We start from the raw sequence: 16,815 nt of genomic DNA on the forward strand, positions 1-16,815 counted from the left end.
TATTGACTATCATGTTTGATTCAATATAATTAGGGTATATAGATTGCTAGAAACCATTTTTTGTTTACAGGAGGAGAAAAAGAATGACAAATTCTAATCATAAAAATTTGACAACGAATCAAGGCGTGCCAGTTGGCGATAATCAAAACTCAAGAACTGCTGGTCACAGGGGGCCTTCATTTCTTGATGATTACCATTTGATTGAAAAACTTGCACACTTTGACCGTGAACGTATTCCAGAGCGTGTCGTTCATGCAAGAGGCGCCGGCGCTTATGGTGTATTTGAAGTAGAAAATAGCATGGAGAAACATACAAGAGCAGCCTTCTTAAGTGAAGAAGGAAAACAAACAGACGTTTTTGTCCGTTTCTCAACGGTTATTCACCCTAAAGGTTCGCCTGAAACATTACGTGACCCTCGCGGCTTCGCTGTCAAATTTTATACAGAAGAAGGCAACTATGATCTAGTTGGGAACAACTTGCCGATCTTCTTCATTCGTGATGCACTTAAATTCCCTGATATGGTTCACTCTCTCAAGCCAGATCCTGTAACCAACATTCAAGATCCTGACCGTTATTGGGATTTTATGACGTTAACACCTGAATCTACTCACATGCTCACATGGCTCTTCTCTGACGAAGGTATTCCTGCGAACTACGCTGAAATGCGCGGTTCTGGTGTTCATACGTTTAGATGGGTAAACAAATACGGAGAAACAAAATATGTGAAATACCACTGGAGACCATCAGAAGGCATTCGCAATTTATCGATGGAAGAAGCTGCAGAAATTCAAGCAAACGACTTCCAGCATGCGACAAGAGACTTGTATGATCGTATTGAAAAAGGAAATTATCCAGCATGGGATCTTTACGTTCAGCTTATGCCGCTCAGTGATTATGATGAACTAGATTATGATCCATGTGATCCGACGAAGACATGGAGCGAGGAAGATTATCCGCTGCAAAAAGTGGGCCGCATGACACTGAACCGCAATCCAGAAAATTTCTTTGCTGAAACAGAGCAAGCTGCTTTCACGCCAAGTGCCCTAGTACCAGGAATTGAAGCATCTGAAGACAAACTGCTTCAAGGTCGTCTGTTCTCTTATCCTGACACGCAGCGTCACCGCCTAGGTGCAAACTACATGCGCATCCCAGTGAACTGTCCTTATGCGCCTGTTCACAATAACCAACAGGATGGCTTTATGACTACAACTCGTCCAAGCGGTCATATTAACTATGAACCAAACCGTTATGACGATCAGCCAAAAGAAAACCCTCACTACAAAGAAAGTGAACCGGTTCTTCACGGTGACCGTATGGTGAGACAAAAAATCGAAAAACCAAACGATTTCAAACAAGCTGGAGAAAAATATCGAAGCTACTCTGAAGAAGAGAAACAAGCATTGATCAAAAACCTGACAGCTGACTTGAAAGACGTAAATGAAAAAACGAAATTACTTGCGATCTGCAACTTCTATCGTGCAGATGAAGATTATGGACAGCGTTTAGCGGATTCACTTGGTGTGGATATTCGTTCATATCTTCAAGGAAGCATGAAATAGATCTTCTTTTCAGCTGGAGCACCTCTTTTTAAAAGAGGTGCTTTTTTATAACCGAAACACGTTAATACTAATCAAATGACCCGTCACCGGATGAAAATAAATTTCTGCATGTGCTGCAAATCGTGTGGAGCCTTCCTTCACGGTCACACGAAACACATCTTTTGTTTGATCTTCATTCACTTGTGTACGTCCAATGTAATGATAATCGTTTAAAGCGGCGCCTTCATATTCATCTTGCAAGGCAGTATACGCAAGTCTTTCCCAATTCTCTGCCGGCTGCACAGCTGCTTGTGAAGATAGATGAACCATGAGACTGCCGAATAAAACAATTCCTGCTGCAAAAAGCATCCATAATTTCGGGTGCATAATATCAATATTCTCACTTTCATGTCTATTTTGTTTAGGTTTTGCTGGTTGGTTCTTTTTCATACATCAAGCATTTATTCAGCCTATAATTCCCGGTACCCTGTTTATGCAGACACCAACTTTTCCCCTGAAAAAGTCGATCTGATCCGAGCAAACTAAGTAAGACTTCTCAAGGGAAAGGAGAAGGTTTAATGAATGTGGCAGATTATGATAAGGCACTTTATTATACGCATCGCTCGCAATGGGATAATTTACTTATTCTTATGGTCCGTACGCAAGATGATTTGCTCTCGAAACGTATTGAGCATTTCTTACATGCGTATCAATTTAACCGGAACGATGCAGATGTTGAAAAATGTTTATACGGACTCCTGCAGTATATCGACCATGCTTCAGAGGCTGCCGTTGCTGAAGCATATGCTGAACCGATGTACACATAAAGGAAAAGGCTGATTTTCTTTCAGATTGTTGACATAGGGCTAGAATGAACTTTTTTTTAGCTCTTTGTTTTCTTTTCAGCCTTAAACTAACGCCTTTCATAAAGAAGAAAAGACTTCATGAGAAATACTCATGAAGTCTTTTGGAATGTCCACCATGACTGTTTACAACAGCTCTTTCGGCTGATTTTTTTGATAATCTACCGCATATAGAGCGGCCTGAGTTCGATCTGCCAGCTCTAACTTTGATAACACATGAGACACGTGAGTTTTCACAGTCTTTTCAGAAATAAAAAGCGATGAGGCAATTTCTTTGTTACTTTTCCCTTTCGCAATCTCAAATAAAACATCACGTTCCCTATTGGTCAACTCGTTCATCAGGGCCCATTTTTGCTCTTTAGGTTCAGTTAGATGCTGGACAAGAAACGCTGTAATATGACCATCTAGCTGGTACGTACCATTTTGCACCTCAATCATTGTCGTGAGAAGCTTTTCAGGTGCGACATCTTTGAGCTGATAAGCCTTTGCTCCCGCTTGGATAGCAGGGATCACATAGTCCTTATCTGCATAGCTTGTCAAAATGACAATGCGGACATCCGGCATATCCAGCGTCATTTGCTTTGTCGCCTCAATCCCATTCATTACAGGCATAGAAAGATCCATCAAGACAATGTCAGGCTTTGTCTGCCTCACTACCTGTAGTGCCTCTTCTCCATTGGATGCTTCACCAACGATGTCCACATCTGGCTGGGTTTGCAAGAAAAAGACCAGTCCTTTTCGGACAATGTGATGATCATCTGCAATGACTACCCTCATGACAATCCCTTCCTTTCTTGAGAAAATGGTACTTTCACATCAATCGTCGTTCCCTTCCCTAGCTCAGAATTGATGCAAAATGTACCTCCTGCTCTTCGGATACGGTCAGCCATCCCTTTCAGCCCAAATGAAGGAAGACTCATTTGTTCATCATACTGAAATCCCTTTCCCTGATCGATGATTTTCATACCAAACGTATCTCCTGATTGCTCCAGTTTGACCTCTACTTTCTCAACGCCCGCATGCTTTTGGCAATTATTTAGAGCTTCTTGGCATACGCGAAATAAGGTTTCGTGCTTTGAATGATCTATTTCCATACAGCCTGATAAAGACAATGAACAATTTAGACCTAAAAGCTGTGCATACTCTTCAATCGCTGTCGTAAATCCTTTTTCAAGTCCTTTTGGTCTTAACTGCCAGATGAGTGAACGCATTTCAATGAGGGCATCTTGTGATAAATGCTGAATAAAATCAATCATTTCCCCTAAATGTTGATCACTGGTCATTTGACGCGCTGCCTTTGCAGTCAAACTCACGGAAAACAGCATTTGATTCACAGAATCATGTAAATCCTGCGCAAGCCGGTTTCGTTCTTCTAAAAGTGCATGCTGCTGCTCATTTTGCACAAGCTTCATGCGCTGAATAGCCGTACCAATTTGCAGTGCAATACTTTCAAGCAGATTCAGCTCCTCCTGTGTAAATGTGACCTTCCCTTTTGCCGCCACATTTAATAAGCCAAACGTACGCTTACATGCTTGGAGCGGAACGGTTGCATGATGGGTAATTCCTTCTGTATCTCCAAGCTTTTGCTCAATCGCCGTTTCAATCCGTTTACAATTGATGATATTGGTAGCTGATTGCAGTGAGCCTTTCGTGTAGCGGTTGATGCAATAGCAATCGTTTTGACACATCAATTGCTTTCGATCCTTTGCCAGCGCTTCAGGTAAGCATACTTCTGCCATTAGTTCATACGATCCGTCTTCTTCTATAAAATAAATCCATGCTGTTTGAAAGCCTGTCACTTCCATAAGCATATGAAGCACTTCATGAAGCGTTTCCTTCATTTCCATCCCTTCATTTAGCTTTTCAGCAATTTCTTTTAACGTTTTTAATGTTTTGACTTTTTCTTGGTAATCTCCCATCGTGTGTACCCCCGGCTTTTACTGCCTCTCTTATCAATATGTTGATTATACCATGAGCATCTGTGCGGCTCTTTCTCAAAAAGGATGATTTTTTCTCATCCTTTTGACTGAGAAAAAGCCATCATGCATGACATGATGGCTTTGTGATGTTTTATTTAGCTGTTTCTTCCACAATGTCATAGACGACTTTCATGACTTCTTCTGATAAGTGTTTCAGCTTTTCTTCGCTGTCTGTTAACGATGTGCCTTTGACTGCAATATAAAATTTGACTTTAGGCTCAGTACCAGAAGGTCGTAAACAAAACCATGAGCCATCTTCAAGAAAATATTTCAGAACGTTTGATGCCGGCAGATGAATCGTTTCTTCTTTCTTTTCAGCCACAAGGTGCCTTTGACTTGATTGATAATCCTCAATGACCGTAATGCGCTGACCAGCGATAGAAGCTGGCGGGTTTGATCTAAAGGTATGAAGAATAGCAGAAATCTGCTCCGCTCCTACTTTCCCCTTTAAGGTTAATGACTTTAACCCTTCTCTGTAAAATCCAAATTCCTTAAAAATATCAACAAGCGCATCATATAATGACTTCCCTTGTTTCTTATAAAAGGCTGCGACTTCAACTGCTAATAACGCAGCTTGAACTGCATCTTTATCTCGTGCAAAATCACCGATCAAATAGCCGTAGCTTTCTTCATAGCCAAATTGAAACGTGTATTTTCCGCTTTCCTCGAACTGCTTGATTTTTTCTCCGATAAATTTAAAGCCAGTGAGCGTATCAATCGTGTCAGCTCCAAATGCTGAGGCAACAGCACGCCCAAGCTCACTTGTCACAATCGTTTTCATCACAACGGGGCGAGGCGGCAGCTGACCTAGTTTTTGTTTTTCAGATAATAAATAATGAAGTAGTAAGGCGCCTGTTTGGTTGCCGGTCAAAACGGTAAATTCACCATCATGATTTTTCACAGCGATACCTAATCGATCTGCATCTGGATCTGTCGCAATCAAAATATCAGCATTTTGCTTTTCGCCAAGCTTGATGGCGTATTCAAAAGCGGCATGCTCCTCTGGATTTGGAGACGTAACCGTCGAGAATTGCGGATCTGGTTTTTCCTGTTCAGGTACAACCGTCACATGCTTATAACCAAAGGCCTGAAGTCCGTTTCGGACAGGTTTATTCGCCGTCCCATGAAGCGGGGTAAACACCACTTTGACATCGACTTCTTTTGCAAGCTCAGGGTGCACACGAATCGTTTTTAATTTTTCCATATACGCTTGATCGATTTCTTCACCAATCATGCGGATCAAACCATTTTGCTTCAATACTTCTTCTGATTCCACTGAAATGGCTAATTCATTTTCGATGGCATCTACTTCTTTAATGACTTGATCTGCTTCAAATGGGGGCATTTGGCCTCCATCTTCTCCATAAACTTTATAGCCATTATATTCTGGCGGATTGTGACTTGCTGTCACAACAATCCCTGCAAAAGCATTCAGTTCTCGAACTGCAAAAGAGAGTTCTGGTGTCGGACGCAGTTCGTCAAATACGTATGTTTGAATGCCATGTGAAGCAAGTGTTTTGGCCGCTTCCATCGCAAATTCAGGAGATTTATGGCGTGAATCATAGGCAATGGCGACGCCTCTTTTTTTTGCATCCTCTCCATGTGCTGCAATATACGCAGCAAGACCAGCAGATGCTTTTCGAACAGTGTAAACATTCATTCGGTTCGTTCCAGCACCAATTTCTCCGCGCATTCCTCCAGTACCAAACTCAAGGTTTTTGTAGAAGCAGTCTTCAAGCGCTTGATGATCATCTTGATGTGCCTCCAGCCATTCCCTTAGTTCAGTATCCAGGTGCTTCTCATTGATCCAACGCTCATAATTCGCATTCCAACTCATGGTCGTCCTCCCAGCTCTTATCATCAATAAAATAACATCTACTGTTATTTTATATGGAATTATCCTTCATGTCATGTTATATCATGAACATATGAAAAAACGATGAACAAAATAAAAAAAGCCGATACACGATCGGCTTTTTACTTATTCAGCATCAAGCGGTACGACTGCTTCATGGAATAGTCGGTCTAATTCAGTTTGATGTTTCTGTTTTGTCGCTTCATCCCAGCCAAAACGATCTGCCATATAGTCAACAACAGGCTGTGCATACGTTTTTGCCCAATTGATATTAAATAATAGGCTGCCTGTTCTTCTCAAGAAGAAATCGACAGGTGTAACAGCCAATTCTTCTTCGATCGCATAGACAAGTTCAGCCAACACATATGCGGGAATATTTCGTTTGTCTGCTTCCCCTTGAAGCTGCTCCACACGCTTGAAGACATTGCTGACGTTTGAGCCGTATTTCTCAGCTAATTTTTGTGCAATCGGTTCTGTCAAACCAACGGATGCTCCTTCTGCCGTTTTCGCTTGAACAAAGGATGCCATATTTTTTGAACCGCCTACATGCCCGCCTGAAATTGGCATATGTTTCGTTTTACATGGTCCGAAATCTTTTCCAGTTTCCTCTTTAAGTCCATCACGTACAAGATTCACAATGTGTTCAGCCATTTTACGGTAACCTGTTAATTTACCGCCAGCAATCGTGATTAAGCCTGAAGATGATGTCCATACCTCATCCTTACGAGAAATTTCTGAAGGATCTTTGCCTTCTTCATGAATGAGTGGACGAAGACCAGCCCAGTTAGATTCAACGTCTTTCTCTGTAATATGAAGATCTGGGAACATATATTGAATGGCTTTGATCACGTAATCACGATCTGCTTTTGTCATACGCGGATGTTCCAGCTGTTTTTTGTAAACGGTATCTGTTGTTCCCACGTACGTTTTTCCTTCTCTTGGAATCGCAAAGACCATTCGTTTATCAGGTGTGTCAAAGTAGATTGCTTGTTTTAATGGGAAAACAGATTGGTCAAATACTAAGTGAATTCCTTTTGTATGTTGTAAATGTTTCCCCTCTTTTGAGTGGTCCTTGTCTCTTAGCTGATCGACCCATGGACCTGTCGCATTGACGATTTTTTTCGCATATACATCGTATGTTTTCTGTGTTGTGACATCTTCAATGACAACACCGACAACTTTGCCTTTATCATAAATAAATTCTTTTACTTTCGCATAGTTGACCGCTTCTGCCCCGAATTTCACAGCCTCTTTCATGACTTCAATTGTCAGGCGTGCATCATCTGTACGGTATTCAACATAGTAGCCCCCGCCTTTTAAGCCATCCTTTTTCACTAGCGGTTCTTTTGCAAGTGTCTCTTTTGCACTTAGCATACTTCTGCGTTCACTATGCTTAACGCCAGCTAAAAAGTCATATACTCTAAGTCCGATTGAAGTTGAAAACTTACCGAATGTCCCGCCTTTATGCATCGGAAGAAGCATCCATTCTGGCGTTGTCACATGAGGACCGTTTTCGTATACGATGGCACGCTCTTTACCGACCTCTGCGACCATTTTCACTTCAAATTGTTTTAAATAACGAAGTCCGCCGTGTACAAGTTTCGTTGAGCGGCTAGACGTACCTGCTGCGAAGTCCTGCATTTCCGCAAGACCGACACGCATTCCGCGTGAAGCCGCATCAAGTGCTGTACCAGCGCCAGTAATACCCCCACCAATGATAAACACATCATATGGTTTTTTTGTCATGTCCTGAAGCATTTGTTCTCTTTCTAAGCTAGAAAAAGTCATCTCTTGTTCCTCCCATGTTGTACGGTAAAGAAAAAGAGACCGCAAACACCCAAAGCGTATTTCTACACTTCGGTGCTTGCGGTCTCTCCAGTTCTCCAACCGTTCTATTAACTTACTTGAAGTATACCATACTTTTTGTTTATTTGAAAGCTTGAGCTGCTTTTACAGCCTTTTTCCACCCGCTGTATAACGAGTCACGGCTGTCTTCTTCCATTTTAGGTTCAAAGCGCTTGTCAAGGTTCCATTGTTTTGCAATGTCTGAACGGTCGTTCCAGAAGCCAACTGCAATTCCCGCAAGATAGGCCGCACCGAGTGCCGTCGTTTCATTAATTTCTGGACGTTCTACTGGTACATCGAGCAAATCACTTTGGAAGCCCATTAAGAAATCATTCTTTACAGCCCCGCCATCGACGCGCAATGTTTTAAGTGAGATGTTTGAATCTTTTTCCATCGCATCTAAAACATCTTTCGTTTGATAAGCAAGTGATTCTAACGTTGCACGAACAAAGTGCTCTTTAGAAGTACCGCGTGTTAAACCGAATACAGCGCCTCGGACATCACTATCCCAGTATGGTGTGCCTAAACCAACAAATGCTGGTACGACATATACGCCGTCTGTTGACTCAACGCGCTCAGCATAAGCTTCACTGTCTTTTGAGTCTTTAAACATTCTAAGTCCATCACGCAGCCACTGGATCGCTGAGCCAGCAACGAAAATACTTCCTTCTAAAGCATATTCAACTTTGCCGTCAATGCCCCATGCAATCGTCGTTAACAATCCATGATCCGACTTAATTGCTTTTTCCCCTGTATTCATCAACATGAAACATCCTGTACCATATGTGTTCTTCGCCATTCCTTCTTCAAAGCAAGCCTGACCGAATAACGCAGACTGCTGATCTCCTGCCGCTCCTGCAATCGGAATATTTTTACCGAAGAAGTGATAGTCTGTTGTTTCACCATAAATGTGTGATGATGGTTTGACGTCTGGCAGCATGGAAGCTGGAACACCTAAAATATCAAGTAGTTCTTCATCCCATTTCAGATCGTAAATATTGAACATTAACGTTCTTGATGCATTCGAATAATCTGTCACGTGTGATTGACCGCCAGTCATTTTCCAAATGAGCCATGTATCAATTGTGCCAAACAGCAAGTCACCATTTTCTGCTTTCTCACGAGCACCTTCTACATTGTCTAAAATCCATTTCACTTTAGTACCTGAGAAATAAGCATCAATGAGTAGACCCGTTTTATTTCTAAACGTTTCATCATGCCCTTGCGCTTTTAGCTCATCACATATACCAGATGTTTGTCGTGACTGCCAAACAATTGCATTGTAAACGGGTGCGCCTGTATGTTTATCCCAAACGACAGCTGTCTCACGCTGGTTCGTAATTCCGATACCGGCGATTTGATCTGCTTCAATTCCTGATTCGATTAAAGCAGTTGAAATAACTGATAGAACAGAGCTCCAAATTTCATTTGCATTGTGTTCTACCCAGCCTGGGTTCGGAAAATATTGATTGAATTCCTTCTGAGCTGTATGGGCAATTTTACCTTCTTGATCAAATAAGATCGCTCTTGAGCTTGTTGTCCCTTGATCTAATGCGAGAATATATTTTTCTTTTGCCATGGTGTTTTCCTCCCCTTACATACTTTCATTGACAGCATTTGTCTGGTTTTTCGTAGAAACATAGAGTCCTAACAATACCACAACTAAAATAACGCTTACAATCCAAAAGGCTGGTGTGACGTTCGCTTTAAAGGCTGCATTATAGAAAACACCGCCAAATGCACCGCCCAAAATTGGACCAACAACAGGAACCCAAGCATATTTCCAATTTGATGGACCTTTACCTGGAATCGGCAGAATGGCATGTGCGATTCTTGGACCTAAATCACGTGCAGGGTTAATTGCGTAACCAGTTGTACCACCTAATGAAAGACCAATTGCGACAATTAAGAAACCAACAATCAGCGGATTGACTCCGTCTGCAAATTTATTTGCACCAATCGCTAAAATTCCTACCACCAATACAAATGTACCAATGACTTCACTGAGCACGTTTGCAAAAGTATGCGGAATCGCAGGACCAGTTGAGAATACGCCTAGTTTTGCACCTGGATCGTCTGTCGCTTTCCAGTGTGGTAAGTAATGTAAGAAGACAATAATAGCTCCGAGTAATGCGCCAAGCATTTGACCGACAATATACATTGGAACATCAGCCCAAGGAAAACTTCCTTCTAATGCAAGACCTATTGTCAGCGCCGGGTTTAAATGTGCACCGCTAATTCCTCCAGTGGCATAAGCTGCAATCGCTACTGCAAATCCCCATCCGAAAGCGATTACAATCCAGCCGGACTGGTAAGCGAGCGATTTCTTTAAACTGACTGCCGCACACACACCGCCACCGAAAATAATAAGAAGCATTGTACCAACGACTTCACCCCAAAATGGTGTCATGAAAAATTCCTCCTCTGGTTCAGTTGCCATCCCCTATAAATGTGTAGAAAAGATAAAGAAAAAAGATCCACAACAAACATACTTTACATCAGGGTCATTTGTCACCTAGTAAAGCGTCGTTGTGGATCTCCGTTTCTCCATCACATGATATTAACTTAGTGCTATAGTAACAGAGGATGAAAACGTTGTCAATCAATTTTCACATTTTATCTTTTTCACTTTTGGAATGCTTTCCAAAGCTCTGTATTCGATGTAGTGACAGCTGTCGCCCCTGCTGCAAGCGCCCTTTCTACATCTTCTTTTGTTCGGATAAATCCTCCTGCAAATATTGGTATTCCAGCTCTTTCGCGCACTTCTGTAATTAAATCTGGCACGACACCCGGCAATACTTCAATAAAATCTGGACGATGTTTCCCGACAAACTCCATGCTTTTTTCCATCGCACTTGTATCAAGTAAAAACATTCGCTGGATGGCATATACCTTTTTCTGCTTGGCTTTTACTATGACAGAAGACCTAGTAGAAATAATGCCAGCTGGTTTCATTTCTTGACAAATAAATTCCGTTCCGTACTCATCATGTTTGATTCCGTGAATGAGATCGACATGGACAAACATTTTTTTATGATGCGCATTCGCCTCATTCATGATGCCCTTAAGCCGCCCTAAGTGAACATCTAGTAAGACCCCATATGTAAATGGACTTTTTAAAAATTCCTCAAATTGCTTCATATTGCGAACAGCAGGTAGAATGGGTTGATCATGAAAACTCATATGCCGTCTCCTTCTCGTGTGTGTATTGGTTCTATCTTCTCCTTACAGTAATAGAATCGCATGTTTTTTTCAATACACCTAGTGTGCCCATTGACCATTCAGCCTAGCAGATCGATTCAGACCTGATCCTTTCTGGACATAGAAAAAAGCAGAGAAATCTCTCTGCTACAGCGTGTAGGCAAACCCTCGCATTCTTTGTCAGTCCTGCGTGCTGGTGCTCACGAATGTCAAATTCGCTCCGCGCCAGTACTCGTCCTTTCACGCTGAAAAGAAGACAAGGGCTAAAATAAATAACATTTTAGCCCTTTGTCAACAATCTGAAGCAGACTGCTATAATTGTGCCATGCTTTCTTTTAAAGTATGAATAATGAATGAGGCGTCTTCATCAGTGATATTTAGCGGTGGTGCGAGCTGTGCCACGTTATTATAGCCAGCCACTGTATCGCCATTTTTCCCGATGATCAATCCCCGCTTTTTACATTCTGCAATCAATTGACCGACTACACTTGGATCAGCTGGCTTTTTTGACGCCTGATCCTGCACAAGCTCAATTCCAAACAGCAGGCCTTTTCCTCTCACATCACCGACAAATGGATGCTCTTTTAACTCTTGCAAACGTTCGAGCATGTCTTGGCCAAGCGTGCCTGACCGCTCCACTAATTGCTCGTTTTCCATGATCTCTAGGTTAGCAAGTGCCACCGCACAGGAAGCAGGGTGACCGCCAAATGTATTCACATGCCGTAGCCTGTCATACGTATCTTCTCCTGCATACGCTTCATAAATGTCTCGTTTCACGCACGTTGCAGATAGCGGTAAATATCCACTTGTGATCCCTTTTGCCATGGTGATGATATCTGGCTTCACTTCCTCATGCATAAATCCAAACCGCTTTCCTGTCCGGCCAAAGCCGCATATCACTTCATCCACAATAAGGAGCGCTCCATGATCTTCACAGATTTCTTTCACCTTCTTCAAATATCCTTTTGGCGGCATTAAGATACCGCCTCCTGTAATCATCGGCTCCATGATGACGCCAGCAATGGTCTCACTTAATTCCCACGTCATCGCTTGATCGATTGCATCAGCACTTGCCAAGCTCTCTTGATCTTCAGGATGCCGGTACATATCAGGCGGTGCGACATGGATAAACCCCTGCCCTAACGGTTCATATTTGTACTTACGCTGCGCTTGACCCGTTGCGGCTAGAGCTGCTGCTGTGTTGCCATGATACGATCGATATCGGGAAATAAATTTTGTGCGTGTACTCTCTCCCTTTTGCGCATGATATTGTTTGGCAATCTTAAATGCCGCTTCATTCGCTTCAGAACCACTGTTAGAAAAGAAGATCACATAGTCCCCGTCTAGCCATTCATTGAGCTTCTCAGCCAGCTGAATCGCTGGCACATGGCTTTGTGTCAGTGGGTAGTAAGGCATCGTATTTAATTGCTTATACGCCGCTTCTGCAAGCTCTTTACGTCCATATCCGGCATTTACACACCATAGTCCTGACATCCCGTCTAAATAGCGATTTCCATGAATATCTGTCACCCATGCGCCTTCTGCCTCATGAATCACCATACTTTCATTTTCTTTGTTTGTCCCTTTCATATGATGCCAAATGAACTGATCATCTTTCGCCTGAAGATCTTGTGCGTTATGTGTTTTCATCTTCCCACGCCCCCATGTATCCGTTTTCATCATCAAAGAAACTTAAACCGGTCCTGCATATGACCTCTCCATTCATTATATGGATAAAAGTGAGGCATATGAAACTGAAACAAGACCGCCCGTGTCGTTACTCTCATTATAAAAAAGGGGCCAGACACATTACATTAGACAGATCGTCAACTGATTGAAAAGAACCATGAGACACTCTACTTGATCCCTTGGCAAATCTAACATATACCATTAATGGCGATTCCCCTGTAAAAATTCATAAGCAAGGATCGCAAATTCAAGCGCTTGACGTTTTGGCGCTTGCATCATATCCTCACCAAGTAAAGCATGAAGCTTATCCAATCTGTGATAAAGCGTCTGCCTCACAATATAGAGCTGGCTTGCGGTTTCTTTTTTAGAACCGTTTGTCTGTAAAAAGATATTCAGCGTCTGATAGAGCCTGCCGCTATTTTGTTTATCATATAAAATCACCGGCTCTAAATACTCTTTCACCATGCATTCTAATAACCCGCTTTCTTTCATGACAGGCATCAACCGAAGCATATGTAAATCTTGATAAAATGGGCTTTTGATCCGTTGCGGCATCACTTTCTTTAAATGCAGCACTTCTTTCGCTGCTTGAAAGCTTTTTCTCATGTGCTGAAACTGCTCACAATATGAACCGATTGCATAATTGATGACTGCCTCGCCGGGCTTCTCACGGTCATATAATTGCGTGATGTCGTTTGCCGCTTTTTCTGCACGCTCTTTCCAGTCCTCAACTTTTCTTGTATTCAATAAAATAAATAAGGTTTGTCCTTGATGCTCGTACACAATCAAATAGAAACCAGCACGCTGAAAAATAGAACGGCAAGAGACAAGAAAATAAAGATTCCCTGCGATTTCTTCTATTTGGTGGTTTTTTTGAAAGAGCATCACCACACAGCCGGTCGGTTTTTTCAGTCCTTCTGTTTCCTCAAGGTGTTCTATGATTTCTCTTTCTGTATGCTCTTCATGAAACCATTTTTGCAGCCATTCATTCTCTTTTGTCTTCTTCAGCTCTTCTGTATACAGCTCTCTTAAAGTTTGCTGGGCAAGGGCATTCGCTCCTTTATCCATCACAAGCAGTTCAAATTCCGAGAGCGTGTTCGATTGATGAATGAGGACGAGGTCTGCAAAGGTTTGTTTGAGTGCAAGGACTTGTTTTTGCGTCACTTCATATCCTTTTGGTAATGAAGCATATTGCAAATAATTCATCACAAGCTCTTCTGTTTGTTTGGATGAATCACATAAAATAATCGGTTCACCTTGAACAGGGATCAACAAAAGAATCCCTCTCACGTGCTGATACACTTGATCCAAAATATCCATCTGCGGATGAGGAGTCAATAAAAGCTCATTCAACTTGGACGACAGTGTTTCTAAATCCGCCATCATCTGATACTGACGCTCAATCATCATCGTATGGAGATGCTGTGTAATATTGACGAACTTCACTTCTTTTGTAAACAGAATAAGCGGAAAATCACGTTCTTCTGCATAAATAATCAGTTCTTCCGGTACATCAAACCGGAGCGGTACAAATTCAATACATAGTCCAGCCGCACCTGAGTCAATCAACTGCCTTAAAAACGCCTGAAAGACTTCCAATTGATCATGGAAGCCCGCGGCCGTCGTTAAGATCAGCTCGCCTCCGTTTAACAAATCCTCTACAGCAGGCACTTCAAGTACATGTACCCATTTTACCTGCCGAAACAATCCCTTTTCCCCAGTTAACACTTTCGCATGCGTAAAATGCTTCGTTTTTAACACATCACTTACTTGAAAATGAACATCTACATTCATTCATAAGTCCCCCTTTGTTTGCCGTCCCCTATCCCAGAGGGTGCATGGATAAAATCCATAATAAAACAGGTAAAGTCACAATACTTAAAATCGTACTGAGAAACGTCGTGCTTGAGACAAACTCAGGCTTCGTTCGAAATTGCACAGCCATCAGCGTTGTATTCGCCGCTGTCGGCATCGCTGCAACTAAAATCATAATTTGTTTCACCAAATCATCTACAGGTAAAATAAGTGTAAAACCAAAGGCGATGAGAGGTGAAATAAACAGCTTGAGCAGCACCGCATAGGAAATATTGCGATAATCCACTTGTTTAAAAGAAATCACTGCGAGCTGCATACCTAAAATCAGCATAATCGTTGGTATCGCTGCATCCCCGACCAGCTGAACACCTGTCATAAGCTCTTTAGGTAATGAAAGGTCAATGAGCTGAAATAATAAACCAAGAAGAGCCCCGTAAGCAACCGGCATACGCAGCACTTTTTTTAGAACGACCTTCAAGTCTCCCGCGTCCTCTCCACCTTTTGCTGCATAATACATGCCGATCGTACTCATGACGAGCTGCTGAAGGACCATTAGCACAATCGCAATATCTAAACCAGCTGCTCCAAAAACAAGAAGGACAACAGGCGTGCCGTAATTTCCATTATTCATAAATGCTGATGACAAAATCATGGCACAATACGTTTCATTCGAATACCCGTAAATTCGAGATAAAATGAAGACACATAAAACAAGTGAAAGACAAAGCCCTACGACAAATATAGATAAGTACACATAGTCCATCGATACTTTATTTTGATAAAAGGTTTCAAACGCAAGAAAAGGTGACATTAAATATAAAGACATAGATGAGAGCGTATGTATATCAAAACCAATTGTCTTCTGCCCAATATACCCTATAAGGAATATGCCGAACACTGGCATTAAGACAAGTAAAAACTCCATGCAGCACCTACTTTTCTCTAGATGAATTCCTATTTTTTACCCTCTTATCATACCACTGATCATCAATAAAAAAGAAGCACCCTTATGAAAGGTCGCTTCTCTCCTCATCCATATAAAACACTTCCCATAAATGACCATCACGATCCTGAAAGCTCCAGCCATACATGAAATCATGGTCTTGTTTTTCCTTAAACGGTGAACCACCAGCTGCGATCGCACGCTCTACAAGCTCATCAACCTCTTCCCTCGTCTCGACCTGTAAAGAGATAATGACCTCTGCGCCATTTCTGGCATCTACCAATTCCTTCTCTGAAATGGATTGGAAATGCTTAAGTGATAACAGCATGACTGTGATCGTCTCATTCATCACAAAACAAGCAGCATGTTCATTCGTCAGTTCTTGTTGAAAGTCAAAACCTAGCTGTTCAAAGAAATCCTTTGACTCATTTACATGCTTAACCGGCAAATTGATATACAGATGTTTAGATTCTCGCCCCATATCCCTCTCCCTTTGTAAATCATCATTTCCATTCAGTATATTCGTCTTTTCATTTGGCATCCCTTTGTCGCATGAAAAAATAAGCGGTAAGCCTCATTACCTTATTTTAACAAAAATATATAATAAATCTCGTGCACAATACTAAATGAACTAGGAGGTTTTCTTAATGAAAACAATCGCAAAATCTTTGATGCTCTCCACCTCTGTCCTTTTATTCGCTTCACCTATTACACAAACAGCTGATGCTGCATCTCTTCAAACGAAGCAGGTGACAGCAGAAAGTGATTTTCAGCTTCCTTCAACAACAGACACCATTAAACAAAACATCGAACAATCTTTCCAAAAACAAGAAAAGTGGCTACAAAAATTAGAAGTGATTGCCGGACAAGAAAAACGCGAACAATTTGAACAGTTTTTCAACCAGCATGTAGGACCTGATTTAAAAAATCTTTTAGAAGAGCCTGCTCTTACATGGAAACAAGTAGAAAAAACGATTTATCAATCTCTTGTCAAATCAGACGTTCCATTTTTAGCTGCCAAAAGCATTGCCCACTTTGCTACACTCGCATTAAAGAAAATGTAAACATAAAGAAAAGCGCCTCGCAT

At 41.8% G+C, this 16,815-nt stretch carries 15 protein-coding genes; 3 read left to right on the top strand and 12 right to left on the bottom strand.

Annotated elements, in window-relative coordinates:
* The first annotated feature begins 83 nt into the window (after positions 1–83).
* The gene (locus MHI20_RS15530) at positions 84–1,559 is read left to right on the top strand and encodes a catalase (protein WP_041091807.1); all 1,476 of its coding nucleotides are present in this window, start codon (positions 84–86) and stop codon (positions 1,557–1,559) included.
* 45 nt (positions 1,560–1,604) lie between these two features.
* On the opposite strand, the gene MHI20_RS15535 is transcribed toward MHI20_RS15530, so the two are convergent.
* Positions 1,605–1,988, bottom strand: coding sequence for a YqzG/YhdC family protein (locus MHI20_RS15535; protein ID WP_159145547.1), 384 nt, complete (start codon positions 1,986–1,988; stop codon positions 1,605–1,607).
* A 128-nt stretch (positions 1,989–2,116) separates the two neighbouring features.
* On the opposite strand from MHI20_RS15535, the gene MHI20_RS15540 reads away from it, so the two are divergent.
* A complete protein-coding gene (locus MHI20_RS15540) occupies positions 2,117–2,365 on the top strand; it encodes a YhdB family protein (protein ID WP_008349000.1) in 249 nt (82 codons plus the stop codon).
* Positions 2,366–2,527: 162 nt separating this feature from the next.
* On the opposite strand, the gene MHI20_RS15545 is transcribed toward MHI20_RS15540, so the two are convergent.
* From MHI20_RS15545 to MHI20_RS15595, 11 genes are all read right to left on the bottom strand, one after another.
* Positions 2,528–3,178 (bottom strand): response regulator, encoded by a 651-nt coding sequence (locus MHI20_RS15545; RefSeq protein ID WP_007497084.1) that lies wholly within the window; start codon positions 3,176–3,178, stop codon positions 2,528–2,530.
* A complete protein-coding gene (locus MHI20_RS15550; protein WP_017366920.1) occupies positions 3,175–4,320 on the bottom strand; it encodes a GAF domain-containing sensor histidine kinase in 1,146 nt (381 codons plus the stop codon). Before MHI20_RS15550 ends, MHI20_RS15545 begins: the two co-directional genes overlap by 4 nt.
* A gap of 151 nt (positions 4,321–4,471) precedes the next feature.
* The gene (locus MHI20_RS15555; RefSeq protein ID WP_340939622.1) at positions 4,472–6,217 is read right to left on the bottom strand and encodes a phospho-sugar mutase; all 1,746 of its coding nucleotides are present in this window, start codon (positions 6,215–6,217) and stop codon (positions 4,472–4,474) included.
* Positions 6,218–6,361: 144 nt separating this feature from the next.
* A complete protein-coding gene (gene glpD / locus MHI20_RS15560; RefSeq protein WP_039169256.1) occupies positions 6,362–8,023 on the bottom strand; it encodes a glycerol-3-phosphate dehydrogenase in 1,662 nt (553 codons plus the stop codon).
* Positions 8,024–8,162: 139 nt separating this feature from the next.
* Positions 8,163–9,659 carry a glycerol kinase GlpK gene (gene glpK, locus MHI20_RS15565; RefSeq protein WP_007497075.1) on the bottom strand — a complete coding sequence of 499 codons (1,497 nt, stop codon included), beginning with the start codon at positions 9,657–9,659 and terminating at the stop codon, positions 8,163–8,165.
* 15 nt (positions 9,660–9,674) lie between these two features.
* The gene (locus tag MHI20_RS15570; RefSeq protein ID WP_008349011.1) at positions 9,675–10,490 is read right to left on the bottom strand and encodes an MIP/aquaporin family protein; all 816 of its coding nucleotides are present in this window, start codon (positions 10,488–10,490) and stop codon (positions 9,675–9,677) included.
* Between the two features lie 215 nt (positions 10,491–10,705).
* Positions 10,706–11,263, bottom strand: a complete 558-nt coding sequence (locus MHI20_RS15575; RefSeq protein ID WP_017360356.1) for a glycerol-3-phosphate responsive antiterminator — start codon at positions 11,261–11,263, stop codon at positions 10,706–10,708.
* 330 nt (positions 11,264–11,593) lie between these two features.
* The gene (locus tag MHI20_RS15580) at positions 11,594–12,931 is read right to left on the bottom strand and encodes an aspartate aminotransferase family protein (RefSeq protein WP_144666981.1); all 1,338 of its coding nucleotides are present in this window, start codon (positions 12,929–12,931) and stop codon (positions 11,594–11,596) included.
* 240 nt (positions 12,932–13,171) lie between these two features.
* On the bottom strand, positions 13,172–14,764 hold the full coding sequence (locus tag MHI20_RS15585) for a PucR family transcriptional regulator (RefSeq protein WP_340939633.1): 1,593 nt from the start codon (positions 14,762–14,764) through the stop codon (positions 13,172–13,174).
* A 28-nt stretch (positions 14,765–14,792) separates the two neighbouring features.
* Positions 14,793–15,710 (bottom strand): AEC family transporter, encoded by a 918-nt coding sequence (locus MHI20_RS15590; protein WP_007497064.1) that lies wholly within the window; start codon positions 15,708–15,710, stop codon positions 14,793–14,795.
* Positions 15,711–15,792: 82 nt separating this feature from the next.
* Positions 15,793–16,209: a VOC family protein gene (locus MHI20_RS15595; RefSeq protein ID WP_024719950.1), complete on the bottom strand. Its 417-nt coding sequence runs from the start codon at positions 16,207–16,209 to the stop codon at positions 15,793–15,795.
* 166 nt (positions 16,210–16,375) lie between these two features.
* On the opposite strand from MHI20_RS15595, the gene MHI20_RS15600 reads away from it, so the two are divergent.
* A complete protein-coding gene (locus tag MHI20_RS15600) occupies positions 16,376–16,792 on the top strand; it encodes a hypothetical protein (protein ID WP_135009109.1) in 417 nt (138 codons plus the stop codon).
* Positions 16,793–16,815 lie beyond the last annotated feature (23 nt).

Source organism: Bacillus sp. FSL K6-1106, assembly GCF_038005245.1.
Taxonomy (GTDB): domain Bacteria; phylum Bacillota; class Bacilli; order Bacillales; family Bacillaceae; genus Bacillus; species Bacillus altitudinis.